The organism is Microcoleus sp. B13-B6 (genome assembly GCF_036705405.1).
Lineage (GTDB): Bacteria > Cyanobacteriota > Cyanobacteriia > Cyanobacteriales > Microcoleaceae > Microcoleus.
This window is the reverse complement of the sequence record NZ_JAUBUJ010000013.1, coordinates 1-25,884: the sequence shown is the minus strand read 5'-3', so window position 1 is coordinate 25,884 and position 25,884 is coordinate 1. Positions and strand designations below refer to the sequence as shown.

Below are 25,884 nucleotides of genomic sequence, written 5' to 3'. Positions count from 1 at the left end.
CGGAAAAGTTAAAAATTTAAAATTAACAACTTTTTTAGTCTTGACGGGGACAGCGCTGTTCTAAGCAAGCCTGTAGCATTTTACGATCGAACAGAACCGGCAGAAAGTGAATGCTGTTAATTTCTTTGAAATAGAACAAAATCGGCACAGCGGGCCAAAATATCCGCCAATTTTGCCATTCTCGGTAAGGAAAGCGGCGGATTAAGTTGGACGATCGATAAATGTCCAAATCAGTTGGGGTAAATTGCAGCCGGATGGTGGCAGCTTGGTACATCAGAAACAAGCCGAACAGCGAAAGTGGCAAACTCACCCACTTCTGCACGAACAGCAGCGCTAGGCCCGCCAGTACCAGGACTAGGGGAATGGCATAACTCGGGGCGAGTTCGATCGTACTTGCCGGCGCAGTCGAAGAGGCAGTGCTATTCACGGGTTTAAGTTAAACGAATTTTGTCAATACTTTATATTTTACCGTTTCCTAGCTTACAAGCCTTTGAGTACGCTAGAGCCCGTCCCCTGAAACATCAGCCAAGTCAGGAAAAAGTTCACAATAAAAATAGCCAGTAAAGCCGTCACCACCGCCGTAGTAGTCGATTGGCCGACGCCTTTTGCCCCGCCGGTGGTGGTCAAACCCCAGCTAGTGCCGATTACAGCAATCAAACCACCGAATACAAAAGCCTTAATTGCCGCGCTGCAAATATCCCACAGACTCAGGAAATTGCGGACTGATTCTAAAAACACGCTTTGAGAGATGCCGTACATCGTCGTAGCAATCAGCAGTCCGCCCGCGACGCCGGTGACGAGACACATGATAGTTAAAATTGGCAGCATCAAGCAGCAAGCAAGGACGCGGGGAATTACTAAATAGTCGATCGGGTCTGTTCTGAGCATCAGCAGGGCATCTATCTGTTCTGTTACCTGCATCGTGCCGATTTCCGCTGCAAAAGCCGAACCTACCCGTCCCGTCACGATTACGGCTGTTAAGACGGGGCCGAGTTCGCGCGTCAAAGACAAAGCCAAAACGCCACCGACGACATTGCCTGCACCGAGGTTAATAAACTCCCTCGCTACCTGAATAGTAAATACCATGCCGACAAAACCCGCAGTCAGCAAAGCAATCAGCAGAGATTCCGGGCCGACTGCTGCCATTTGGTCGAGGGTGTTGCGGCGGTGAATTTTGCCCCTCAGCAAGTGCAGCATGACTTGGCCGCCCAATAAAGCTGCTGCCAGCAACCGCTGACTCCACAAACTGAGGCTGGAAGATGTAGTGGTGCTCAAGGGGATTTCGAGTATAGAACAACTGCCAAAAATGAAATTTATCTACAAATCTTAAACAAGTTTTTTCTCTAACATTTAAGATTTCTGACAGAACCGGCCACTGAGGGCGATCGCTGCCTATCGTAGAAAAGGACAAGTTTTGTTTGCTTGTACCTTTCGGCAGTTTAGCTGAATTTACTGACTCTTATGAGCATTTTTCCCAATTTTCTTCGCTCTGTACTGCTGACGGGCCTGTTGAGCTTTGTCGCCCCCGTATTGTTAATCGGCGCAGGATTGACTAGCTTTTCGCTGATTGGCTTCGTGCCTGCTCTCCAAGGAGTTGGTCGTTCTGGAGAAGAGCTGATTTTGCAGTTCTTAGCTACTTTCGGCAGCGGCTGTCCCCTCCAGGGTTTTTTCGTTATCGGTCTAACTTTTGGTTTGGTGGGTGCTTTGTTTGATACCTACGCTTCTTATCAGCATTCGCGGTGGAGTTAATCGAACCTTCGATTTTAGATTTTAGATGGGAATTCCTCGCTCGAATCTAAAATCTAAAATTGCTGGGTTCCGGTTGGATCGGATACCCGCCCCTTTTGATGATTTTACAATATCGATCGCGAATGTTCGGAAATGCGATCGGCCTTTTTGCGGAAAACCGACTCCCCCAGTTTCGGGAGCTGGAATATATTAAATACAAGTTGAGTCAAGTGTTTCTCAACCCCTAAAAACTTCAGATAGTCGAGGTATTAGTTATGGCACTTATTCGTTGGGAACCTTTGCGGGAAATGGACTCCTTGCAGCGAGAAATGAATCGGTTGTTTGATAGCTTGACTCCGGCAACCGATCGCGCATCTAACGGTGTTGCTTTTGTACCCCCCGCCGAACTCGATGAAACTCCCGAAGCAATCCACCTTAAATTAGAAGTTCCAGGCATGGAAGCTAAGGATTTGGACGTACAAGTAACCGCCGAAGCTGTTGCTATCAGTGGCGAACGCCGTCTGGAAACTAAGAGTGAAGATAAAGGCATGACTCGCTCTGAGTTCCGCTACGGTTCGTTTCGCCGGGTGATTCCCCTACCCGCACGGGTTCAAAATGACAGCGTACAAGCTGAGTACAAAAATGGAGTTTTGCACCTGAATTTGCCCAAAGCGGAAGCGGAAAAGAACCGCGTGGTTAAAGTTCAAATCGGTGGCTAATAATTGTTTCCTACTTTAGTTAGTTAATTAGTAGGGGGGCGCAAGGCACCCCCTATTTGTTTTGGGAATTGATTATTGGTCATTGGGAATTGATAATTGGGCCGAAAAGCATTGGGCATTGCGAGTTTGAGGAATGATCTTTCCTTCTTCCTTCTTCCGACTTCCCTCGGACTGACATCCGTTACATCCGTTACATCCGTTACATAATCCGTTGCCGAACTTCTTCCTTCTTCCTTCTTCCTTCTTCCGTTACATCCTCAGAAAGCGAATCCGTTGCCGAACTTCCTTGTTCCCATTCTTCAACCGTGCTAAACTCAAAAAGGCAATGGTTGGTGAGGAGACTTGCGTGCCGAGTCAGGGAGTTGGAGGAAATGGAATTGCATCTGAGTTTGGAGACTTAACCGGGATGACTCGCGAAGAAGTCGATGATTTTTTGCGCGGATTGGGTGCTAAGGTAAAAATTTCTTCAGGAAATTATGTTGAATACAAATTTTCTGACAGGTCAAAAGTCATAATTCGCACTAATAGTGAAGTTGTTCGGCTGCCAGCACCGCGATATGGCTCCGATGGTAGAAGAATAAACTGGGGTTTGCGTCTTGACAAAGATGGTAGCGTACTCCAAACACGCGATGAATTTGGCAATCAGATTCCTGATACGCACATTACTGGAGAAAAAGTGAGTAATTAATATGCCTGATGACTACAACTTGCTTAATTTAGGTGGACTTACATCCCTCGTGAAAAATGTCAATGTGTCTTTGTGGGGGAATGAAGTATTACTGGAATGTATCTACGATCCTACAGGCGATCAATTGCCTTACTCTTTAGTTTTTCAAGACTGCCGAGAAATTATGTGGGAGGTGCATGATGAAGAGGAAGTAAAAGAACCATTAGCTGATTTGATTGGTTTTCATTTGGGTGAAGACGCGCACCGGAAAGCAGCTTTAATTCATACTGATATTTTTGAAATTTCAATTTTGTACGGCAGTTTTAGCATTCACAAGGGAGAAAAACTAAATTCTGAAGATTTAGAGACAGAGGTTTTGGTATCACCAGCGCAAGCAGTCGTTTAGTAATTTCGATTGTAGCTGTGAGATTTTAGATAAAAGACTTGGGAATGAGTTGAGAAACAGAGGTTTTGGTATCACAAGCGTATTGCGTAGCTACTTGCAAAAGGTAATGTGCTAAACTAGAAAAGGCAATGGTTGGTGAGGAGACTTGTGTGCCGGGTCAGGGAGTTGGAGGAAATGGAATTGCATCTGAGTTTGGAGACTTAACCGGGATGACTCGCCAAGAAGTCGATGACTTTTTGCGCGGGCTGGGTGCAGAAATCAGAACTACTGAAGGGGGTTATCTTGAATACGAATTTGCCGATCGTTCGCGAGTCAATATCCGTCCTGATGGTGAAGTTGTACGCACCCCAGCTCCCAGATACGGTTCCGATGGCCGAAAAATAAACAAAGGTTTGCGTCTTGACAAAGATGGCAGCTTGGTCAAAACACGCGATGAATTTGGCAATAAGATTCCTGGGACGCACAATACTGGAGAAAAAGTGAGTAATTAATATGCCCGATGACTACAACTTGCTTAATTTAGGTGGACTTACATCCCTCATCACAAATGTCAATGTGTCTTTGTGGGGAAATGAAATTTTATTTGAATGTATTTACGATCCGACAGGCGATCGATTGCCTTATAGCATAGTATTTCATGACTGCCGAGACATCAGTTGGGAGGTGTTCCATCCTGAAGATGTCAAAGATCCTGAAGCTGATTTGATTGGTTTTCATTTAGGTGAAGACGCGCACCGGAAAGCAGCTTTAATTCATACTGATATTTTTGAAATTTCTATTTTGTACGGCAGTTTTAGCATTCACAAGGGAGAAAACCTAAATGCTGAAGATTTAGAGACAGAGGTTTTGGTATCACCAGCGCAAGCAGTCGTTTAGTAATTTCGATTGTAGCTGTGAGATTTTAGATAAAAGACTGGGAAATGAGTTGATAAACAGAGGTTTTGGTATCACAAGCGTATTGCGTAGCTACTTGCAAAAGGTAATGTGCTAAACTAGAAAAGGCAATGGTTGGTGAGGAGACTTGTGTGCCGGGTCAGGGAGTTGGAGGAAATGGAATTGCATCTGAGTTTGGAGACTTAACCGGAATGAATCGCCAAGAAGTCGATGACTTTTTGCGCGGACTGGGTGCAGAAATCAGAACTACTAGAGAGGGTTATGTTGCATATAAATTTTTTGATAAGTCAACAGTAATGATCCGTCCTAACGGTGAAGTGATTAGAACGGCTGCACCGAAATATGGATCAGATGGAAGAAATATCAACAAAGGTTTGCGTCTGGATAGAGATGGTAAATTATTGCGGACGAGAGACGAATTTGGTAATTTAATTCCAGGTACTCACAATACGGGAGAAAAATTAAATGAGTGATTGGAAGGATGACTATAACTTGCTTGGATTGGGTGGTTTTACATCTTTAATCACAAAAGTCAACGTATCTTTATGGGGAAACGAAGTATTAATTGAATGCGTCTACAATCCAGAAGAAAGATTGCCTTATATCCTGGCCTTCAAAGACTGTCGCGATATCAGTTGGACTGTACACGATGAAGAGGCAGTTAGCGAACTGGAAGCTGAATTCTTCGGAATTTCTTTGGGCGAGCCGGAACACCGCAAGCCTGCGGTGATTACTACAGACATTTTTGAAGTTTCAATTTTGTACGGCAGTTTTAGCATTCACAAGGGAGAAAACCTCAATGCTCAAGTAGCAGATTTAGAAACCGAGGTTTTGGTATCACAATCGCCAGCAGTCTTGTAGCACTTGAAAAGCACCGCGCCGTTAAATTGCCAAGCGGTTAGTAATATTATATCTGGGAAAATAACTATTACAGGACTTACGCACTCCGACTCCTAGAAACTGGGTTTTTTACCTAATCGGCGGGTTTTAACGAAGTATTTTCGTAAAAAACTGGGTTTCTGGGCCCCCATGCGTAAGTCCTATATTATTAGGTTTGTAGTGAGGACTTCAGTCCTCATCAAAAATCTGAGGATTGAAGTCCTCACTACAAAAGAATTACCAATTTTTCAAAAAAGACACTAGGTATTGTTGCCCGCCTCAGTTTACGATACTTAATAGAACTTTTTTCCCAGATGAGGTAAAACACAATGCCTGATATTGTTGATATTGCCGTAGGTGCGGGTTCGTTCCAAACCCTCGTAACAGCCGTGCAAGTAGCTAATTTAGTAGATGCCCTCAAAAGTCCGGGCCCTTTTACTGTCTTTGCACCCACTGACGATGCTTTTGCGAAATTGCCGCCGGGAACTATCACAACCCTAGTGCAGAACGTTCCCCAACTGACTAGGATTTTGATGTTTCATGTCGTCTCCGGCAAGTTTATGAAGGCGGATTTGGCAAAACTCGGTTTTGTTACTTCCTTGGAAGGTTCGCCGATTAAAATTGATTGTTCTGACGGTTTTGAGGTGAAAAATGCTACAGTTGTCGCTGCGGATATCGAAGCTGATAACGGCGTCATCCATGTGATCGATAATGTGATTTTAATGGGGTAGTTTCACCGTCCATTGATTTTCGATTTTCGATTTTTGATTGACTCAACACATGAATTTGAGGGTTTGAACTTTGATCTAAAATTTTTTGAGTTCGATCAAGGAAGTCGGAGCTTGCATCTGTTTTTGGGTGTGAGCTTAAGTGTCGCAGCGGGAGCGAGAGCTTGCATTGAGCAATGTCTCTTTGCTCCCGATCGCACGCTTTTTTATCGGTTGAAGGTAATTTAAATATAAAACCGTTGTCTTTTCGGCGGATATATTTTAAGATGATTGTTTACAAAAATTTGAAAATCAATAATTATTATAATATAAGCAAACCAGCGTGGTGAGCACTATGCAAATCCTAGCCGCCAGCCTCAAAGCAAAAGTCCGCCAGCGTACCTTGGAACTGCAAGTTCTCAACGAACTTACTGCAAAAGTTCAAGCCGCTCTCAGTGCTGATGAAATTTGGTCTGCGTGTCTGGCACATCTCGATCGCCTCATTCCCACACAGACGATCGCAATTTTGACGCTACCGGACGATCGACTATACCTGCAACACTTACAGCCCTTAACTGCTGGCGCCAAAGCCGAAATTGAAGGGCGCTTGCAAGCTGCTGGCGCTGAATGGCTCGCCGGCAATCGGGAGTGGGCGCACAACATCGCTCCGCCACCAATTGCTGAGTTTCAGTCGGTCTTGATGGCACCAGCCAACCCAGATGAAAGTGAAGAATTGTTGGGAGTATTTTTCATTGGTGCAGAGCAGCCAACTGCTTTTAATTTGGAACACCTTTGTTTGCTCCACACGGTCGCTCAAATTTGTGCAAAACAGTTAAATATTCTAGCAACTAAAACGACCAGTGTCAAGGCTCAAATTCAAAATAATTTTGCTCTGGATTCGGCAAGTCAAGAACTATTGTTGCGGGCTGTAATGGACGAGGCTCCGGACAGAGTTTTTGCGAAAGATAGAAACTTTAGATACATTTTTGTCAATCAAAGTTTTGCTGAATATGTGGGCAAAAATGTTGCGGAAATTATCGGCAAAGATGATATTGAATTAGGGTTTTGTGCCGAATTAGTATTTGGCGATCGCAACGGCAAAATTAGGGGCATCCGCGAGGAAGATCGAGCTGTGCTGGCTGGGGAGAGGGTTCGCAATCCCTACCAGGCGATCGTCTTTGAAGGTGGCAAACAGCACATCTTTGACACGCAAAAAGTGCCACTGTGCGATGCAGAGGGTAATATATTTGGGGTTTTGGGTTTTTCTAGAGAGATTGGTCAATTGCAGGCCACAGATGAAGCCAGGAATCAAAGCCAAGCCCAACTGCAAAAAATTACTGCTAGCGTACCCGGTACGGTATATCAAATTGACTTGCATCCAGACGGCTCAATGGTCTTCTCGTTTGTGAGCGCGGGCTGCCGAGAATTGTATGAAATAGAACCAGAGGCTGCTCAGCAGAATTTTAATGTAATTGTTGACATGATTCATCCCGAAGATCGAGATGATTTTCTCAACTCGGTGACGCTTTCTGCTGAAAATTTGCAGCCTTGGCGCTGGGAAGGAAGAATTGTCACTCCGTCAGGAAAACTTAAATGGGTGCAAGGAGCTTCCCAGCCCGAATTTCAAGCATCGGGGGAGATAGTTTACTACGGCTTGTTCACAGATATTAGCGCCCGGAAACAAGCTGAACGGAAGCTGCAACTTTATCAACAAATCTTTTTGAAATCCAACGATGCGATCGCGATCTTAGACGCCCAAGGCTATTACTTAGAAACAAATCAAGCTCACACGGCTTTGCTGGGCCACAGTTCGTCTAAATTGTGGGGAAAAACCCCGGCAACTCACATGGGAGAACAGGGATTTGCCTCGGTAATGCAAAGCTTGGCAGAAACTAGGAGTTACCGAGGCGAAATGACCTTTATTAAGGCTGTGCAAGAAGGAACAGTTGAGGTCGAGGTTTCGGCTTTTGCGGTTTTAAATGATGCTGGGGATGTAGTTTGTTATGTAAGTGTCAAAAGAGACATCAGCGAACGCAAGCGAGCTGAGGAAAAACTAAAACTTTACCGAGAAATATTTTTAAACTCCAACGATGCGATCGTCATTATCGATGCTGACGGGTTTTTCGTCGAACAAAATCTTGCTCACCAAACACTTCTAGGATACACAGACGCGGAATTAGAAGCAGAAGCTTCGCCGCTGGTTGCGGGGGAGCGCTTTTTGGCAATTGCCCAAAGTTTAGCAAAAACAGGAAGTTTTCGGGGCGAAATTACTAACTCCACTAAAGGCGGCCAGACGCTGGCGATCGACGTTGCGGCATACTCTGTGATTAACAACGCCGACGATGTAATTTGTCATGTCTGCGTCAAGCGCGACATTACCGAACGCAAAAAAGGAGAAGAAGAACGGCAAAAATTTGTGTCGCTGATTGAAAACAGCAGCGATTTTATCGGTATGGCTACCCTGAAAGGCCAAACGCTGTTTGTCAACGAAGCCGGACGAAAACTGGTGGGTGTAGAGAATCTTTTGGGAGTGCTTTATACGGAGATATGGGATTATATTGGGCCCTATTTTCAACAGAAATTCAGTCAAGAGATTTTACCAACAATTATCAGTCATGGCCAGTGGCAAGGCGAAGGTCAAATGCAGCACTTGGCCACCGGACAACCCATTGATGTTGTGATGAATGCTTTTCTGGTCAAGCACCCTCAAACCACCGAACCGCTGTGCTTTGCTGCGGTAATTCGCGATGTCACCGAACGCAAGCAAGCTGAGAGAAGGCTGCGCGAACAAGCAGAACAAGAACGGCTGGTTTCGGCGATCGCCCAGCGAGTCCGGCAGTCTCTCAACCTCACTCAAACTCTCAGCACTGCTGTACAAGAAGTGCGGCAGTTGCTGGCCACTGACCGCACGGTAATTTATCGTTTTGAGCCCGAGGAAACAGCGCTTGTGGTTGTGGAATCTGTAGGGGATGATTGGATGCCCCTGCTGGGCAGAAAAGTTCAAAGAACATCCTTTGAGGAAAGTTTTGTATGGCTGTACAGTGCAGGAACAATTCAATCAATGGCAGATATTTATACGGCAAATTTGAGCGAGGAACACCGAGATTTACTTGCTAGTTTGCAGGTAAGGGCTAATTTAGTTGTACCAATTTTTATAGGGGATGAAAGTCAGGGGTTGGCAGCCGAATATTCGCCGGAAACTCGAAGTGAACTGCCGGGAACGAGTTTGGAAACGAGTCAAAATCGGTTGTGGGGATTGCTGATTGCCCATCAGTGCAGCGCTCCGCGTGTTTGGACTGATTCTGAGATGGATTTGCTGGGAAGGTTGAGCGTGCAGTTGGCGATCGCCATTCAGCAATCTACTCTTTTTGAACAAGCGCAGCAGGCCCGAGAAGCGGCCCTAGAAGCATCTCGAATGAAGTCGCTATTTTTAGCAAATATGAGTCACGAAATCCGCACTCCGATGAATGGAGTGATGGGGATGACTGATTTGCTGCTGAAAACAAATCTTACTCCCGAACAACTTGACTTTGTACAGACGCTGAAACTCAGCGGCCAAAATTTACTCTCCATCATTAACGATATTCTGGATCTCTCCAAACTGGAAGCAGGAGAAATGCGCTTAGAAACAATCGAATTTAACCTCAGTATCTGTCTGGATGAAGTGCTGGATTTGTTGGCTAATCCCGCACAAGCAAAAGGTATAGAAGTGGTGGCGCTGATTGACAGCGATGTGCCGCTGCAAATTAAAGGCGATGCAGCGCGGTTGCGGCAAATACTCACTAATTTAATCAACAATGCTATTAAGTTTACAGAAGCAGGAGAAGTGGTAATTGAGGTTGCTAATGCTAGTAATCCTGGGTTGTTGGCAGCTAGCGATAATCAGAAAATTTTAGAGAATATCGAACCGTTAAAAATAGAAAACAATGACTCGATGCTCCTGCTGTTTAAAGTGACAGATACAGGAATTGGGATTGCTCCCGAAGACCAAAAAAAGCTGTTTCAATCTTTTACTCAAGTTGATGCCTCTACGACACGAAAATACGGTGGCACAGGTTTGGGGCTGGCTATTTCTAAGGAGTTGGTGGAGTTAATGGATGGGCAAATCGGTGTGGAAAGTACCCCTGGCCAAGGCTCGACTTTTTGGTTTACTGTGCCCACAGTTACGGAAAATTTAACTGCTGTCGGGACAGCGTGCGAAGTTAATTTTGAAACGGTGCTGGCGGGGCGAAAAATGTTAGTTGCCAGCGACAAGCCGACAGTGCGAAAAGTGCTAGTGAGAATGGCTGTTTTGTGGGGAATGGAGGTTGAGGAGGTTGAGAACGGTTGGATGACGATCGCATCTCTGTACAAAGCTGTTAGCGTTAATTCCCCTTACGATATCGTTTTGGTTGATATTCAGTTGCCGGAAATGGTGGCGGGAAGTCTCGAACGCTTGAGGATTTCTGAGCCTGCAATGCAGCAGACGCATTGGGTGGTGCTGACTTCAATGACTCAGCTTGCAGAGGCGAAACGCTTGGTAGATAGCGGTTTTAGCGGGTATTTAACTAAACCTGTTAAAGCTCACCGACTATTTGATTGCTTGGCGAATGCGATCGCCCCAATGACGCTGATTGATGAGCCTCTGGCAAATTCAACGTCCAATGGAGCCTCAGCTATTGACAACCGGGAGTTAGCAAGTTTAAAGATTTTGTTAGTGGAAGATACTCCAATCAATCAAAAAGTTGGTCTGAATCAACTCAGAGTTTTGGGATGCGCGGCGGATGTCGCGAATAACGGCGCAGAGGCGCTATCTATGGTTGCTCTGAAAAAGTATGACATTGTGTTGATGGACTGTCAGATGCCGGTTTTGGACGGTTACGAAGCAACGCGGGAATTGCGCCGCCGGGAAGCGGCAAATGCTGCGGCTGGTTCGATGGAGCCACATCAAAAGACGGTGGTGATTGCGATGACGGCGAATGCTTTGAAGGGCGATCGGGAAAAGTGTCTGGCGGCGGGCATGGACGATTACATTAGCAAACCTATTGCGATCGAAAAGTTAAAATCGGTACTAGCAAATTGGTCGGCCAAGCTAAAAATTGGAACTCCCAAGTTTAATGGGGAGGAACTTCAAAACTCTGATCCCGATATCGAATCGGTAGTCGATATGGCACGTTTGCACGAAATTTCGGGCGCAGATTTAGAGTTTGAGCGGGAAATACTGCAAGCTTTTGTGGTGGATACTGCTAGTTATTTAGAAGCTGCTAAGGGGGCGATCGCCTCGGGAGATATGGAGACACTCGCCCGCCACGCTCATCAAATTAAAGGTGTCAGCGCTACGGCGGCGGTGCGGTTAATGCCCGATATGGCAGATCAGCTTCAAAGTCGGGCCGAATCTAATGATGTGGAGGGGGCTACAAAAATCATCGCTGAATTAGAAATAATTCTGGCGAGGGTTCAAAAGTTTGTGGCTACTGAGTAGTCAATCAATTTTCTTAAGGGCTAAAGAAATCCTCGGCGGTTGGAAACCGCGTCTACACAAACGATGTCCGCCTCTGCGGACTAAGAAATATGGAATTTTAGAGAAATGTGCGATGGCTTACGCCCCGCTACGCTACGACTCTTCAACCCGCGGAGGCGGGTTTTGTTTGTGTAGACGCGGTTTCAACCGCCGGGTTTCAAACGCCAGGGTTGGTGATATCTGATCCGGTGACATCGGAATCCTTCATCTCTTCCTCTGCATCAAGAGCGGTTTAATCCTTCCGATACAACCCGAATTGATATCAGTCCTCAAATCGCGTGTAAAGATTTTTAATGTTTTATCAAGATTTTGGTCTCAATGTGACAATATTCGGAACTCTTATAACATCTTGTGTGTTGTAACTTGTGACACTACTGTCTTAAGTTATTGTGGTCAAATATAAAATAATCATTAAGCCGATGGATATGAGGGTGCTTTTCGTCTATCGGCTTGAGACACCAAGACCAGCTTTTCGCTATGCCCGCCCATTAAGTGCGTATTTACGCTCAACGAGGTTTTATGACTCCAGTCATGTTACGCCAACTCTGGTCATTAATTGAGACCACCCAAGCTACTCTGTTAGTCAATTTAGACGATGCCACCCTGGTACAGTGGCTGCTGAAACAGTTAAAGACGAACTCTGCGCTTAATGGCAAAGAAGCAGATTTGTTGGACGAATACATCCAGTCTCGGCTGTCCCTAATCCGCGATTTAGCTGAGCAGCGGCTGGCACCAGAGCTACGGTGAGCGGATTCAATCAAAATCGGATAAATATTCCAGGGAAAGGCGATGATCGCTCGCGCTGGGCAGAAATAGCAGAAAAGAAACCGGGTTTCAGGGATAAATTTTAGGTTTGACGACCAGCCCTCCAGCCAGAAACCGGGTTTCTAACTTTGGGCTCCCAGCTTGCTCAAAAAAAACAGGCGGGTAGTCGGTGCACTTGCCGCTGTGCAGCACCGGATGCAGAACGGCTAATTTGAAACCGGAGGCTGTGTAGATCGCCGATCGCCACAGTTCTGACAGCTACAAGGTAGGATTGTCAGGAAAGCGTTCTATTAAAATCTATGCGTAAATGGGGATTTTTGCTACTAGCAAGTGTGTTGTTTGTGGCACCGTTGGCGTCTTGTAGGGATCGATCGGCACAAACCGGACAAACAACAGCAACAACTGCAGCGGGCGGCAACTCGCAACAAGGTTCCAGCCGGATAGATACAATTGTCAGCCGCGGCAAACTGATTTGTGGCGTCAGCGGCGAACTGCCGGGTTTTAGCTTTGTAGACGAAAAAGGCAAATATTCGGGATTGGATGTGGATGTGTGCAGGGCTGTGGCGGCGGCAATATTTGACGATCCCGAAAAAGTCGAGTACCGAAAACTCAACGCTAAAGATAGATTTACAGTTTTGCAGGCGGGAGAAATCGACATTCTCAGCCGAAATACCACCTACACCGCGAGTCGCGACAGCACTACCGGACTGGAATTTGCCCCGGTGATCTTTTATGACTCTCAAAGCATCATGGTCAAAAAAGACAGCGGCATCAAAAGTTTAAAAGATTTTGCGGGCAAATCTATCTGCGTGCAGACAGGTACGAGCACCGAACAAAATTTGTCTGACCAAATGCGAAAAATAGGAGTTAAATACACTCCTGTCGTGTTTGAAGATGTGAATTCTACCTTTGCTACCTATCAAGAAGGTCGCTGTCAAGGTGTTACTGCCGATCGATCGCAGCTAGTCTCGAAGCGGACAACTCTGCCGAATCCCGATAATAATGTTGTTTTGCCGATCGTGATGTCAAAAGAACCCTTAGCCCCAGCGGTAAAAAGCGGCGATCCTAAATGGGCTGATGCGGTGAGATGGATCGTTTTTGCGGCGATTGAAGCTGAAGATTTGGGAATTAATTCAGGAAATGTAGACCAAATTGTGGCAAGCACTACAGACCCCAGCGTCAAACGTTTGCTAGGAACAGAAGGAGATTTAGGTAAAGGTTTCGGACTCCCGAACGACTACGCCGTCCGCGTTGTGAAGAAAGTGGGGAATTACGGGGAAATGTACGATCGCAACCTTGGCCCCAAAAGTACACTCAAGTTAGAACGGGGTCAAAACAGACTCTGGAAAGATGGCGGTTTGCTTTACTCGCCGCCATTCCGCTAATTTTAGTTAACTGTTGACTGTTAACTGTTGACTGTTGACTGTTAACTGTTGACTGTTGACTGTTAACAGTCACGCACCAAAGCTATGTAGGGTGCGTGACGGTGAAAATCCCGATCGCCAATCGAGTAACTATCAAGTCATATCAAATCCGGTAGCATCGGAATAATTCATCTCTGCATTCTCTCCCTCTGCGTTCTCTGCGCCCTCTGCGGTTAAATCATTCCGATGCAACCGGAAACGATATCACGCACCAAAGCTCAATCTCGCCTGGATTTGCCAGCAGATTTATCAAATATAATTTAAATTATGAACCCAGAACCTCAACCGGGCAAAGCCCAGAAATTTCCCTATTTTAAAGATATATCAAAACTCCTGCGGGACGATCGCTTCTGGAAAATTGCCGTACAGGCGATCGCCCTAATTTTAGTAATAGTTGTGATCGCGATTCTCGCGGACAATCTGGGCGCCAATTACTCGCAACTGGGGATTGCATTTGGATTTGACTTTCTCAATTCCCAAGCATCTTTTGACATCGGCGAAAGCGTGATTCCCTACAGTCCCGAAAATACTTACAGACAAGCTTATTTTGTCGGTTTAATCAACTCGCTGCGGGTGATGGGTCTCGGCATTATTTTCGCAACAGTTGCGGGTTTGACGGTAGGAATTGCGCGCATTTCCGACAATTGGCTGCTGCGGAGTTTGGCTGGTTTGTATGTGGAAATTTTGCGAAATACGCCGTTATTGCTGCAATTATTTTTCTGGTATTTTGCAGTTTTCATTTCCCTGCCCAAACTCGAAGACAATCAGCAGATGAGGGGGCCGATTTACTTGACAAATCGCGGCATTGCTGTACCAACAGCGGTGGCTTTGCCGGGTTTTGAGATTTGGTTGATTCTGCTAACTGTCGGAGTTTTGGCGGCGGTGGCGCTGTGGATGTGGCGGGCGCGGGTGATGGTGGAAGAAGCTAAGCCGGGAAGACAGTTGTTTTGGGCTCTAGGTGCGATCGGGCTAAGTGCAATCTTAGCTTGGATTATCACCAAAAATCTGCCTTTTCGCCTAGATTTCCCCCGCCTGACACCAACATTGCAACTCGAAGGAGGATTAAAATTAACTCCAGAATTTGCAGCCTTGGTGACAGGGCTCAGCTTGTATACTGGCAGTTACATTGCAGAAATTGTCCGGGCCGGAATTCAGTCAGTATCCAGAGGCCAGTGGGAAGCGGGAAAGTCTTTGGGGCTCAAGTCTGGAACAATGATGCGGATGGTAATTTTGCCACAAGCTTTGCGGGTGATTGTGCCGCCTTTAACCAGTCAGTATCTGAATTTAGCTAAGAATTCGAGTTTAGCTGTTGCGGTTGCTTATCCCGACGTTTATTTTGTTGTGGGATCTCCCACGTTGAATCAGACCGGTAGGGCGATCGAAGCAATGTTAATTATCATGGTAACATATCTAACAATTAGTTTGATAGTTTCTCTGTTCATGAATTGGTACAATAAAACCGTACAAATTAAGGAAAGATAAATAGGGCAAATTTAATCTATTTTAATGGAAATAAAAGGATAGCGCGTCAAATGGCATACAGTGACTTTAGCTTATACAGACAAACAAAAAAATTTGATTTAACGACTACACAATAATAAGTCACCAACAACAACTATCTTTGGTTTGCTAGTATCAAACTTGAGGGAAATCAAATGACACAAGAATTAATAGCTCTGAGAAATAGCATATTGGAAGGAAGGTATACGGATGCTTTGGCAATAGTCGATGAGTTAGATGGAATGAGCAAACAGGCAATTTTGCGACAAATTCAATCTTTTTTAAATGTTTTGCTGATTCACTTGATTAAAAATCAAGTTGAACAGCGATTAACTGGTTCTTGGGCAAGTTCGATTCGCAATTCAATCAGAGAAATTAAAAAGGCAAATATTAAAGATAATAAAACATCTTATTACATCAATTCTGATGAATGGGAGAGTTTTATAGAGGAGGAGGTGATTGAGGATGCTATTGCAGAGGCTGCGGAGGAAGTATTGAATGGTGTTTATACTCAATTTCAACTTGCAGAGATGATGGATAGAAACCTGATTATTGAGACTGCTGTGAGGTTGTTGAACTTGACTTATATCCATTCCGCCAAAGATTTACCCGCAGTGTTAGCCCAGCATTTAAGTCAGTTACCAGGTGGAGAAGATTGGATAAATCGGCGAAAATAAGTAGGATTTTTTTTTAGCCTGGGCGATTGGAAATCGCGTCTACACAAACAAAACCCGCCTACGCGGGTTAATAAAATAACTGGTTGTTACTCTACGTCATAGGATTGAAAACCGCTATATGGAAACTGCCCCCATATTACCGCCCCCAGCCACCGAATCGCCTACCCCTTGGAATTGGGCGCGCAAAAATTTATTTAGTACCTGGTACAACAGCATTCTGACAGTAGTTTGCCTAATTATCGCCTTCCAAACTATTAAAGGAATTATTGTTTGGGCAACAACAAAAGCTCAGTGGCGCGTATTAGAAGCCAACTTGCCGCTATTTTTCGCCGGCAGATTTCCCAGCGAATCCTACTGGCGGCTGTGGATAGTAACGGCCATAATTGCTTTGTTGGGAGGATTAACTTGGGGAAACATTCAGCGGCAAGAACGTCTTTGGAATCCGCCTTTACTAATTATACTCGGTGCTGCGGTTGTGGGTGCGGTCATTTCGCCGATCGACCTAACCTCTCGCCTTTACCTGCTAGCAAATATTATCGCAGCCGCCGCCAGCTATGCCATCGGAAGGCAAATTCACCCAAAAATCATGGACTGGATGCCTGCAATTTGGGTTCTTTCCTTCCCAATAGTTTTGTGGTTAATTAAAGGCGGGTTGGGTTTGACAGAAGTGTCAACAAATGATTGGGGCGGTTTAGTATTGACGCTGTTTTTAGCAGTTATTAGTATTGTGCTTTCCTTTCCTTTGGGAGTATTGCTAGCACTAGGGAGACAAAGTTCTTTGCCAGTTGTGAGATTGTTATCAACATTATACATTGAAATTATTCGCGGTTTACCATTAATTGGCATTCTGTTTTTGGGTCAAGTGATGCTTCAACTCTTCTTGCCGCCCGAATATCCGAAATTGGATAGAGTAATTAGAGCCATTGCTGGATTAACGTTATTTAGTGCAGCTTACTTGGCAGAAAACGTGCGCGGTGGCTTGCAGGCTGTGCCTAGGGGACAAATAGAAGCAGCTAGGTCGATCGGACTCAATACACCCCTGCTTACAATTCTCATTGTACTGCCTCAAGCACTGCGAATAGTCATTCCTGCGATCGGCGGTCAATTCATCGGATTATTTATGGATACTTCCCTGCTCTCTCTATTCGGAATGTTAGAATTAATAGGAATATCCCGCGCAGTTTTAGCAAATCCATCCTATATCGGCAGATACGCCGAAGTTTACGTATTTGTCGGCATCATTTATTGGATATTTTGCTACTCAATGTCCCTAGCCAGCCGCAAAATTGAGCGAACTTTAGGCGTAGGTCAAAGGTAAAAAAATATCTGCGTTCATCCGCGTTCATCAGCGGTTTAAAAACAAAAAAGTATGGAAACTCAACTAACAGGCCCCGAACAAGTAATCGTAGCAGAAAACGTCCACAAATGGTACGGACAATTTCACGTACTGCGCGGTGTCAGCATGACGGTAAACCGAGGTGAAGTGGTTGTGGTGATGGGGCCATCTGGTTCGGGAAAATCGACGTTTATTCGCACATTCAACGCATTAGAAGAATACCAACAAGGTAAAATTACGATCGACGGCATCGAACTTTCCCACGACTTACGCAACATTGAGACAATTCGCAGCGAAGTAGGAATGGTGTTTCAGCAATTTAACCTGTTTCCCCACTTATCAGTCTTGCAAAACGTCATGCTAGCGCCAGTATGGGTGCGCCGCTGGCCGAAGAAAAAAGCCGAAGAAGTGGCGATGCAACTCTTAGAAAGAGTGGGCATTTTGGAACAAGCAAAAAAATATCCCGGACAGTTGTCTGGAGGACAGCAGCAGCGGGTCGCTATTGCACGTTCTCTAGCCATGCAGCCTAAAATCATGTTATTTGATGAACCGACATCAGCATTAGACCCGGAGATGGTGCGGGAAGTTTTAGATGTAATGCGAAATTTGGCTCAAACGGGAATTACAATGGTGGTTGTGACTCACGAAGTCGGGTTTGCGCGCGAAGTTGCCGATCGCATTGTGTTGATGGATGGCGGCGTTTTAGTGGAAGAAGCGAAGCCGGAAGAGTTTTTTCAGAACCCGAAGGAAGAACGCACTCGCAAGTTTTTATCTCAGATATTGTAACTGATTTTAAAGTGTAGTCGGTGGGTTTGGCGACGGTAGCAGCAGTAAAAATCGGCACAATTAAGGTAAAATAAAAGAGTGTACAATCAGTCTCTATTTTGCTGAGATAGCTTGCAATGCCATCCACAAAAACTCTGCCGTTAGTTAAAGACTCGGAACGCCTAGAAAGTCGCCTCAAAGAAATCCCGGCGGTTCCTGGTGTATATTTAATGCGAGACGAGAGCGATCGCATCCTTTACATCGGCAAATCCAAAAAACTCCGAAACCGCGTCCGTTCATACTTCCGCGAAAGTCAAAATCTCAGCCCCCGCATCGCGATGATGGTGCAGCAAGTGCGCGAAATTGAATTCATCGCCACAGACACAGAAGCGGAAGCTTTGGCGTTAGAAGCAAACCTCGTAAAACAGCACCAACCTTACTTTAATGTCCTTCTGAAAGATGATAAAAAATATCCTTATTTGTGCATAACTTGGTCGGAGGAATACCCGCGCATTTTTATCACCCGCAAACGCCGGGCCGGTAGTGCCAAAGACCGCTACTATGGCCCCTACGTCGATACAGGGGCGCTGCGGAGTACGCTGCATTTAATTAAGCGAATTTTCCCCCTGCGGCAGCGCCCTCAACCGCTGTTTAAAGACCGTCCCTGTCTGAACTACGACATCGGGCGCTGCGTTGGCGTTTGTCAAGGGTTAACTTCGCCGGAGGAATATCATAAAATCATCCAAAAAGTAGCGATGATTTTCCAGGGAAGAACTCAGGAATTACTCGATATTTTAGAACCCCAAATGGAAGAGGCAGCCGAAGATTTAAACTTTGAAACGGCGGCGCGCATTCGCGATCAAATTAAAGGTTTGCAGTCTTTGAGTGCGGGTCAAAAAGTGTCTTTGCCCGACGATACGGTTTCCAGAGATGCGATCGCACTTGCGGCAGACACCCAGCACGCTTGCGTCCAATTGTTCCAAATTCGTGCAGGTCAATTGGTCGGAAGATTGGGATTTATGGCGGAAATACCCTCCCAACCCAGGGCGGGCACGGGGGCACCGCCCCTACAAGCGGGGGGGCAAGAGTTATCTCAATCTCTTGTAAAAGATGGGCAAGAGTTATCTGAACTTTCTCTTTCCTCCCCCCCTTGGCAAGGGGGGGAACGAGGGGGGGTAGAGGCCGGAGCGATTTTGCAGCGGGTGTTGGAAGAACACTATCAAAATGTTGAATCCGTAGAAATTCCCAGCGAAATTTCTGTGCAGTACGAATTGCCAGAAGGAGAAATATTAGCAGATTGGTTGAGCAATCGTAAGGGGCGAAAAGTTACGATTTTGACGCCGCAGCGGCAAACTAAGGCTGAGTTGATTGAGATGGTGGAACGCAATGCTGAGTATGAATTGGCGAGAATGCAAAGATTGAGCGATCGCAATTCTCAAGCAATGGAAGATTTAGCAGAAATTCTCGATTTGCCAGAAGTTCCTCGCCGCATTGAAGGTTACGATATTTCTCACATTCAAGGTTCTGACGCCGTAGCTTCCCGCGTCGTATTTATTGACGGTTTGCCGGCCAATCAACACTACCGCCATTACAAAATTAAAAATCCTGAAATTAAATCGGGTCATTCTGATGATTTTGCTAGTTTAGCAGAAGTTATCGGTCGCCGATTCCGAGGATTGAAGGAAGAAGAAAGAGGAAAGATGGAAGAGGGATTTAGCGAGTTAGAAGAACCGGAAGAACTCAGCAATTTATCATCGGTTTCTCATACTATTTCCGACAAACCCGACTTAATTATGATAGATGGCGGCAAAGGTCAACTGTCAGCAGTTGTGGCTGTTTTGCGGGAGATGAATTTGCTAGAAGAGTTGCGCGTTGTCAGTTTGGCAAAGCAGCGAGAGGAGATATTTTTGCCGGGGGAATCTTTGCCACTTCCAACTAATTCTGAGCAGCCTGGGGTACAATTATTGCGCCGGGTGCGAGATGAAGCGCACAGGTTTGCTGTGAGTTTTCACCGGGATCGCAGAAGCGAGAGAATGAAGCGATCGCGCCTTGATGAAATTCCCGGATTGGGACACCACCGACAAAAACAATTGTTGGCACATTTTCGGTCGATCGACTATCTCCGTTTAGCGACTCCCGAACAGTTGGCAGAAGTTTCTGGGATTGGCCCGCGTCTGGCGCAGCAAATTTACGATTATTTCCATCCGTAAAGCCTTACGCAGCATTGGAGAGAGGGATTTTCGGGGTGAGGGGGCGATCGGGCCGCAAGTCCCGATTCAGCCTGTGTGGGGGAGGTATTCAAAAATTTTGCACAGGCCTATTGCAATCCCCAGAGACTTGTGGTATGTTTAGTTTCTGTGCGCGGGCATAGTTTAGTGGTAAAACTTTAGCCTTCCAAGCTAATTATGCGGGTTCGATTCCCGCTGCCCGCTTGCGCCTATAAAAACCTAGAACCCTTGAGAAATCAAGGGTTTTGGCGTTTCTAGGGCTTAGCCTCTATGGTTGCACAAGGCGTTTTGGAGACAATTTGGAAACAATTTGGAGACAAAGACGGGCTGTTTGGAGGCAAATTGGAGACAAATTGGAGACAATTTTGGAGACAATCAAGTCCCTAGGTGTGCCAATACGTCCAACACTGCTTCCATATCAGCCAAGTCGGCCCTCGACTTTTTACGCCGCGCTTTCAACCGGTTGAGCAGGTCGGCTGGCTCTGGAAATTCTGCGACGGTCGGAGCCGATTTTTTATTTGCTTCTCGATCGCGCCGCACTTCCTTGAGCTCTTGCTCCAACATCTGAACCTTCAGCCCTAAATCGCCGTTGCGCTCGTGTAACTGATTGAGTTCCGCGTCCCATTCTGCAAGCTGCTTGTTGGCCGCTTTCAATTCCTGCCTGAGTGATTCATCGTTGCCGTCACTCAGGCACTCAATTTTCCCAGCCGTTCCTCAATGGCGGCCATCCGTTCCATCACCGGGTCAAGGCGATCGGCTACAGCCTTGTCTACAGTGTCTACAATTTCTGTAGACACGACGCTATCATTGCTTCGTGTAGACAAATCTGTAGACGATGTAGACACTATCGGTGTAGACAAAGTAGACAGCGCTGTAGACGTGCCTGAGACTTCCTTGAGAATGCGTTGTGCAGCTTGACTAAGTGACTCACCGTCTAGCTTCTGAGCTTCTATCCAGTTCAGGAAGTGACCGGATGCCCTGAATGATACGACTTGACTCTGACTCATTGTAGACACCTGTATACAGTATTTGTCTACAATAACTGATGTCTGTCTACACTGTCAACAATTTGTAGACAAAACTTGTAGACACGAAAATCCCCCAATTAAGGGGGATGGGATTCAGTCGTTAGTTGTCAGGCAGTGGCTAAATTTTTCCTTGGAGACGGATGAGTTCAGCAATTCGATCACGGACTAACTCGTCTTCTCCCTCCAACCAGTCAGTGATAGTAGCAATGCTGTATTTCCGTCCCGGCGCATTCCATCCGAACAGTTGAGTAAGCAGGGCTTGTAAATGTTCAGAACGGTACTCAGACCACCAGATTAGTGCAATGTCTCGCATTTTTTCTGCGTCCTCTGGGCTGATAACTTCAGGTACTGATGTCACTGCCGGCTCTGACTCCGGTTTTAATGGGGATTGAGATTGCTGAGGTTGAGTGAGTATTTTTACCAGTTTCTCGCGCTCGCTGTCGGTAAGTTGAGAGAGTAAATTACAAACCTGACTAAAAGGTGAGGAAATTGCGTCACCATCGTCTCCATCGCACTGGATAAGGGTTTGTGCGTCACCAACTGCGTCACCAACTGCGTCACCAACTGCGTCACCAGTATTTTTTGGTGACGCAGTTTTCCTTACTGTGTCTACTGGAGACGATGGTGACGCAGTTTTTGCAGTTTGCGGTGAGGTGTGTACAAATCCGACGCCAAGCAAATATCTTTGCCCTTTCCGTTCCATCTCGTCTCGTTCGTTATAGCGACACACTTGGAGTTTAGGGAAAATCTCGCTAAACCTTGACCCCAACTGGTTTATAGCTTTTACAGGAGCGTCATACTTACTAGGAAGTTCATTCCAAATCAGCTTCTCCTTGGTGCCGCTAGTCTCTCGCTCTAGAATCCCTGCATCCTCATACCAATCTTGCAATTGCTCCCACAAATCTTTAACCCAGACGCGACCGCCAGACTGAACCTCCAAGCCAACCTCGCGCGCAAACTGCCATAAGTGCCGGCTTTCCTCCTGAGCTTCTCGCATCGCCTCACGGGTAGCCTTGTAGTCAATCCCCTCTTTCAACAACAGCGGCAACCGCTCCAACATCTTGTTAAGCATCGCCGGTGCAATCCGCTCAAGGATAAAGTTCTCATCATCCTTAAAGCGCGGGTCAGCCTCTAATTCACCCTGAGACGGGTCAGCGTTACGCTTGTAGGTTTTCTCGAAACTCAGGATGCTGTAACGGTCATCAATTGCAGCCGTCCCCCCGGTGATAGAGGGTAGTTTATTGCAGTTGGCAAAAAAGGTAGCAACAGGCTTGTATTCATAGCTGTCCTTACCTTTAGGCTCAATGTCCATCAGGTCTCCAGTGATGAACTGCTTAAGACTCTGAATATTGTCTAGGTCTACTTTTGCAGTGTTCTCAGAAGCCCAATTACAGAGCCCCCCTAGCAGACCGGACAGATTGAACTTGCGGCCATTGTCATAGGATTTGAAGTCAGACAAAGACTTCCCGGTCATTCCCCTCCCCAAAACAGCGGCCAACACAGCTCGCAATGTATCTTTGCCATTAGACCCCTCGCCGTGGCACAGCAAACCTTTAACGCCCCGTCCCGTCAGCTTGGAGCGGACAAGCTTCAAATTCAACGCAGCAGCAGCAGTCCGCAAAAATACCTCACGCTGCGACGGTTCCAAGCATTCTAAAAGGCGATCGCAGTCCGTCGCGTCAATGTCAGAGTCATACGTACAGCCAACATAGGTATAGACCTGGTTAGGGTCATGTGGAACAAGCGAGTGAGAACCGTCAGGGTTAATTTTCACTACCCCTTTAGTAGTGTTCAACCCATCAGGATTGATGGTATTAGGGTCTACGGCCACAGCTAAGACCATACAGTTGTAGACCTCGTTAGCACTGGTAGAGTTGAAACGGTTGCAGCGGTACTTCTTGTTAACCAATTCAGAGTAAGTGCTTAGCCAGTCAAGAATACGCCGCTTTTCGGTGGCTTCCGACCGCAGTTCGTAATAAGTCCCGGTGAATTCAAAAAGCTGCCCTGCTATCGATACCCAGAGCGTGTCAGAGTACAGCGCATCCATAGCTTTCTGCACGTAGTTTTGCTCTGGAACGGGTGCTGTGTCTGGGATGTAGTCGCTCTCACTACTGTCATACTTCTGGCATACTACTTCTTCTTGCGTGCGCGGGTGAGGAGTAAGAGAAATATTAGGAGTTAATTCCGTTGCAGTGCTATTGACTGCTTCCTCTACCAGCCGGATGAATTCCTCGCTGTCTATGGCTTCCAAGATTTCTCGGATGTCTCCCGCATCTGGAATATCTGGGTAGATGACACACGGGTCAACAACCACACAAGGGAACCGGATGTGACGGGCAAGCAGCCAGACTCCTTGACTTTTCTTGATACCCGCGTCATCGTTATCGCGCAACACTGCAAGACTGACGTTTTTGCCTGTCGCTTGCAGAGTTTCGAGCATTATCTGAATTTCGGGGTCATTCCAATTGGAACCTTGCAGTGTTAGTCCTGCGATGCTGATGCCCCGTGCAAGTTCTACGTTGTCCTCCCCTTCAAGCGTCAGAACGAGAACGGGTTCACCGTCTGGTAGTGCTTTTAGTAGTTCGACAACTTCATCAATCCGATATGCTGGCCAGCGAGTATCACCCTTGCTCCAGACTTCCTTGCCACTGGGGTCGATGTGAATTTGGCGACAGGTTTTGTCGCGTCCCTTTGGTTTACTTGCATCGGGCCAATCAAACCGCAAAACCTTTTGAGTGTCGCTGTAGGCGTAGGTAATCTGTGTGGCGCTGTCGGGAACGCCTTTAGGAAAGTATTTAGGTTGTTCGATGCGAGGTGGTTTTCCGGGTGCAGGTAATCTCAGAAGTTTCGCGCCGATCGGAACTGGTACGGGTAGGTATTCCTTCTTTTTGGCTTTAGGCTTTGATGCCTGTGGTTTACTTACCTGTTGCTTGAGCTTTTCTTCCTCACACTCTGCTAAAAATTCAGCCAGTGGCCGGATAGCTTCCCGAATATCAGCGGTTGAGCAAGCGTTCGTCCAGCACTGGTACTTGCCGTTCTTGGAGTCAATCCCTAAGCTGTGGCCCTCGCAAACAGGGCAAATATAGTAATTTTTGGCTTTGCCGGGTTCCAGTTTGTCGAGATGGTCGCGGATATCAAATTTTTTGGGGGTGCTTGAAGTTTGGTCGTTGTTTGGAGTAGAATTGTCATACATAAATTTGGCTCGCCCCAAGACGAGTTGAATGTGGATGAATCCTCAAAACCGTTGCAGTCGGGCTTCAATCGAGAGCAGCGGTTTTTTGGTGTCTAGAATTTGTTGAAAATTTAGAGCATAGGAGAAGCCGCCCCGCTAGTTGACTAGGGGTGCGATTAAGCTGTCGTTGCGAGCACAGCCACCTATTTCGGCGTCAGGCAGTGGGATAAAGATTGAGAAGGATGGCGGCGCCCGATCGGTTGCTCGAATAGGTAACTGAATGTCGGTGTCTACGGTTACAGATTCTTTGGCAAGCTCAAGACGAGTTTCGGGAGTTTTCTCAGGCTTGTTGATGAGATACCTTATCTCTGCCAACATCTGTCCCCGGACTGTGCAACAAATGTATTTCCAGAACCTCATCTTTCTCGGATTCCATTCCCGGCTGCGTTCTCCAAACTCCACAAGAGATTCTCCGGCCCCTCCATTCCAGAAAGGCTTTAGACTGCACTTGACTCGTTTGATAAACCCGTAAATACATTTCGCATCCATATCGAACATTTTAAGCGACAAGTTGCACTTGATAATCTCGGACAGATTTTGTCCCGGCAACGAACCGAAAACGTAAAAAAAACGTACCGAAAACGTACCAAAACTCACTCGTCGGGTTTAAAGGTAAAAGCACTAGACGAGTGAGTCAGAACAAGGCTTCCAGCGCCGCCAAGTCAGAGGGACTTTTGTCCGAAATCTCGGACGGATTTTGCTGTGCCCTGACCACCCAGAACTGCGTCCCACGGTCGAGGTTGTGGTTCCCCTGGTGTTGGCGGGACTGCTACCCCTAGCTGAGGTAATTGCAGGTCGTTGAGGTAGTAGGCGTACTGATTATCATCTCCCCGTTGCGGGTAGAACTTGCCGTTAGTTTTCCAAAAGAAGTCTTTACCTCGCAGAACTGCCAGAACTAACTCTATTTCTGACTTAGTACCAGTCAATCTTAGGGCTGCTGTGGTTGGGATGTTTGGCTGTTTAGTCATTACTTTTCCCCCTCAAACTGATTGAGCAAATTTTGCAATTTGACCTTGCCTTCTGAGAATTTGCGTCCTCCCATTTTGAGTACATTCTCAACAATCCAAGTCACGGACTTACCCGCTTCCATTGACTTACAAACTTCCAAGTATATAGGGTAATCAGGAGAGTCGGAAGGGGAAGCGGTTTCCTGTAAGTCGCTACTGTATATAGCTTCCAGCGCTTGCCGGCTAGCTTCCACGTCAACGCCAGGGTTTGTCAGGATAAGTTCGGCTTCTTGCTGTCTTTGTTGCTGCGAAACGTAGACGCTTGTGCTAATTTCGTCCTCTACATCTGCCTTAATCGCTCTCAGTTTCAGTTTCTCGATTTCTCCCTCGGCTGCTAATTGGCGGGCGATATTGCCAGCGGTAACAGCACAAGCAATCGCAGCACACAAGCTGACACCTTGCAGTGCTTTATGAGTGTCTAG

24 protein-coding genes, 1 tRNA gene and 1 pseudogene are annotated in these 25,884 nt (G+C 46.4%); 18 read left to right on the top strand and 8 right to left on the bottom strand.

Annotated features, from left to right (window positions below):
• Positions 1-34 precede the first annotated feature (34 nt).
• Together QUB35_RS08105 and QUB35_RS08100 are read right to left on the bottom strand one after the other, a co-directional pair.
• Positions 35-427: a DUF3119 family protein gene (locus QUB35_RS08105; protein ID WP_333141020.1), complete on the bottom strand. Its 393-nt coding sequence runs from the start codon at positions 425-427 to the stop codon at positions 35-37.
• Between the two features lie 53 nt (positions 428-480).
• On the bottom strand, positions 481-1,275 hold the full coding sequence (locus QUB35_RS08100; protein WP_333141018.1) for an MlaE family lipid ABC transporter permease subunit: 795 nt from the start codon (positions 1,273-1,275) through the stop codon (positions 481-483).
• Positions 1,276-1,461: 186 nt separating this feature from the next.
• Between QUB35_RS08100 and QUB35_RS08095 the strand changes: the two genes are divergently transcribed.
• The 18 genes from QUB35_RS08095 (at position 1,462) to QUB35_RS08010 (ending at position 20,399) form a co-directional block, all read left to right on the top strand.
• Positions 1,462-1,749, top strand: coding sequence for a hypothetical protein (locus QUB35_RS08095; protein WP_333141016.1), 288 nt, complete (start codon positions 1,462-1,464; stop codon positions 1,747-1,749).
• A gap of 254 nt (positions 1,750-2,003) precedes the next feature.
• A complete protein-coding gene (locus QUB35_RS08090) occupies positions 2,004-2,447 on the top strand; it encodes an Hsp20/alpha crystallin family protein (RefSeq protein WP_333141014.1) in 444 nt (147 codons plus the stop codon).
• A gap of 325 nt (positions 2,448-2,772) precedes the next feature.
• Entirely contained in the window at positions 2,773-3,135 is a 363-nt protein-coding gene (locus tag QUB35_RS08085; protein ID WP_333141012.1) for a hypothetical protein, read from the top strand.
• A 1-nt stretch (position 3,136) separates the two neighbouring features.
• Positions 3,137-3,520 carry a hypothetical protein gene (locus tag QUB35_RS08080; RefSeq protein WP_333141010.1) on the top strand — a complete coding sequence of 128 codons (384 nt, stop codon included), beginning with the start codon at positions 3,137-3,139 and terminating at the stop codon, positions 3,518-3,520.
• A gap of 128 nt (positions 3,521-3,648) precedes the next feature.
• Positions 3,649-4,011 (top strand): hypothetical protein, encoded by a 363-nt coding sequence (locus QUB35_RS08075; protein WP_333141008.1) that lies wholly within the window; start codon positions 3,649-3,651, stop codon positions 4,009-4,011.
• Position 4,012: 1 nt separating this feature from the next.
• Positions 4,013-4,396 (top strand): hypothetical protein, encoded by a 384-nt coding sequence (locus QUB35_RS08070; RefSeq protein WP_333141006.1) that lies wholly within the window; start codon positions 4,013-4,015, stop codon positions 4,394-4,396.
• Positions 4,397-4,524: 128 nt separating this feature from the next.
• Positions 4,525-4,887: a hypothetical protein gene (locus QUB35_RS08065; protein WP_333141004.1), complete on the top strand. Its 363-nt coding sequence runs from the start codon at positions 4,525-4,527 to the stop codon at positions 4,885-4,887.
• Complete coding sequence (locus QUB35_RS08060) at positions 4,880-5,275, top strand: hypothetical protein (RefSeq protein ID WP_333141002.1); 396 nt, start codon at positions 4,880-4,882, stop codon at positions 5,273-5,275. Before QUB35_RS08065 ends, QUB35_RS08060 begins: the two co-directional genes overlap by 8 nt.
• A gap of 347 nt (positions 5,276-5,622) precedes the next feature.
• Entirely contained in the window at positions 5,623-6,024 is a 402-nt protein-coding gene (locus QUB35_RS08055; RefSeq protein ID WP_006634220.1) for a fasciclin domain-containing protein, read from the top strand.
• 331 nt (positions 6,025-6,355) lie between these two features.
• Positions 6,356-11,461, top strand: coding sequence for a PAS domain S-box protein (locus QUB35_RS08050; protein ID WP_333141148.1), 5,106 nt, complete (start codon positions 6,356-6,358; stop codon positions 11,459-11,461).
• Positions 11,462-12,019: 558 nt separating this feature from the next.
• Positions 12,020-12,247 (top strand): hypothetical protein, encoded by a 228-nt coding sequence (locus tag QUB35_RS08045; RefSeq protein WP_333141000.1) that lies wholly within the window; start codon positions 12,020-12,022, stop codon positions 12,245-12,247.
• 317 nt (positions 12,248-12,564) lie between these two features.
• Positions 12,565-13,650, top strand: coding sequence for an amino acid ABC transporter substrate-binding protein (locus tag QUB35_RS08040; RefSeq protein ID WP_333140998.1), 1,086 nt, complete (start codon positions 12,565-12,567; stop codon positions 13,648-13,650).
• A 306-nt stretch (positions 13,651-13,956) separates the two neighbouring features.
• Positions 13,957-15,171 carry an ABC transporter permease subunit gene (locus QUB35_RS08035; protein WP_333140996.1) on the top strand — a complete coding sequence of 405 codons (1,215 nt, stop codon included), beginning with the start codon at positions 13,957-13,959 and terminating at the stop codon, positions 15,169-15,171.
• A gap of 173 nt (positions 15,172-15,344) precedes the next feature.
• The gene (locus QUB35_RS08030) at positions 15,345-15,866 is read left to right on the top strand and encodes a DUF29 family protein (RefSeq protein WP_333140994.1); all 522 of its coding nucleotides are present in this window, start codon (positions 15,345-15,347) and stop codon (positions 15,864-15,866) included.
• Positions 15,867-15,984: 118 nt separating this feature from the next.
• The gene (locus QUB35_RS08025) at positions 15,985-17,184 is read left to right on the top strand and encodes an amino acid ABC transporter permease (RefSeq protein ID WP_333140992.1); all 1,200 of its coding nucleotides are present in this window, start codon (positions 15,985-15,987) and stop codon (positions 17,182-17,184) included.
• Between the two features lie 51 nt (positions 17,185-17,235).
• Positions 17,236-17,988 carry an amino acid ABC transporter ATP-binding protein gene (locus QUB35_RS08020; RefSeq protein ID WP_333140990.1) on the top strand — a complete coding sequence of 251 codons (753 nt, stop codon included), beginning with the start codon at positions 17,236-17,238 and terminating at the stop codon, positions 17,986-17,988.
• 116 nt (positions 17,989-18,104) lie between these two features.
• Complete coding sequence (gene uvrC / locus QUB35_RS08015) at positions 18,105-20,177, top strand: excinuclease ABC subunit UvrC (RefSeq protein ID WP_333140988.1); 2,073 nt, start codon at positions 18,105-18,107, stop codon at positions 20,175-20,177.
• 151 nt (positions 20,178-20,328) lie between these two features.
• A tRNA-Gly gene (locus QUB35_RS08010) sits at positions 20,329-20,399 on the top strand.
• Positions 20,400-20,570: 171 nt separating this feature from the next.
• Here QUB35_RS08010 and QUB35_RS08005 read toward each other — a convergent pair.
• From QUB35_RS08005 to QUB35_RS07980, 6 genes and pseudogenes are all read right to left on the bottom strand, one after another.
• Entirely contained in the window at positions 20,571-20,849 is a 279-nt protein-coding gene (locus tag QUB35_RS08005) for a flagellar alpha dynein (RefSeq protein ID WP_333140986.1), read from the bottom strand.
• Positions 20,850-20,881: 32 nt separating this feature from the next.
• Complete coding sequence (locus tag QUB35_RS08000) at positions 20,882-21,202, bottom strand: hypothetical protein (RefSeq protein WP_333140985.1); 321 nt, start codon at positions 21,200-21,202, stop codon at positions 20,882-20,884.
• A 139-nt stretch (positions 21,203-21,341) separates the two neighbouring features.
• Positions 21,342-24,416: a DUF5906 domain-containing protein gene (locus QUB35_RS07995; RefSeq protein WP_333140984.1), complete on the bottom strand. Its 3,075-nt coding sequence runs from the start codon at positions 24,414-24,416 to the stop codon at positions 21,342-21,344.
• Positions 24,417-24,551: 135 nt separating this feature from the next.
• Positions 24,552-24,953, bottom strand: a complete 402-nt coding sequence (locus QUB35_RS07990) for a hypothetical protein (RefSeq protein ID WP_333140983.1) — start codon at positions 24,951-24,953, stop codon at positions 24,552-24,554.
• A gap of 164 nt (positions 24,954-25,117) precedes the next feature.
• Positions 25,118-25,423 carry a hypothetical protein gene (locus QUB35_RS07985; RefSeq protein ID WP_333140981.1) on the bottom strand — a complete coding sequence of 102 codons (306 nt, stop codon included), beginning with the start codon at positions 25,421-25,423 and terminating at the stop codon, positions 25,118-25,120.
• Positions 25,423-25,884: pseudogene (locus tag QUB35_RS07980) on the bottom strand (hypothetical protein); the annotation flags it as partial. The pseudogene QUB35_RS07980 and the gene QUB35_RS07985, both read right to left, overlap by 1 nt.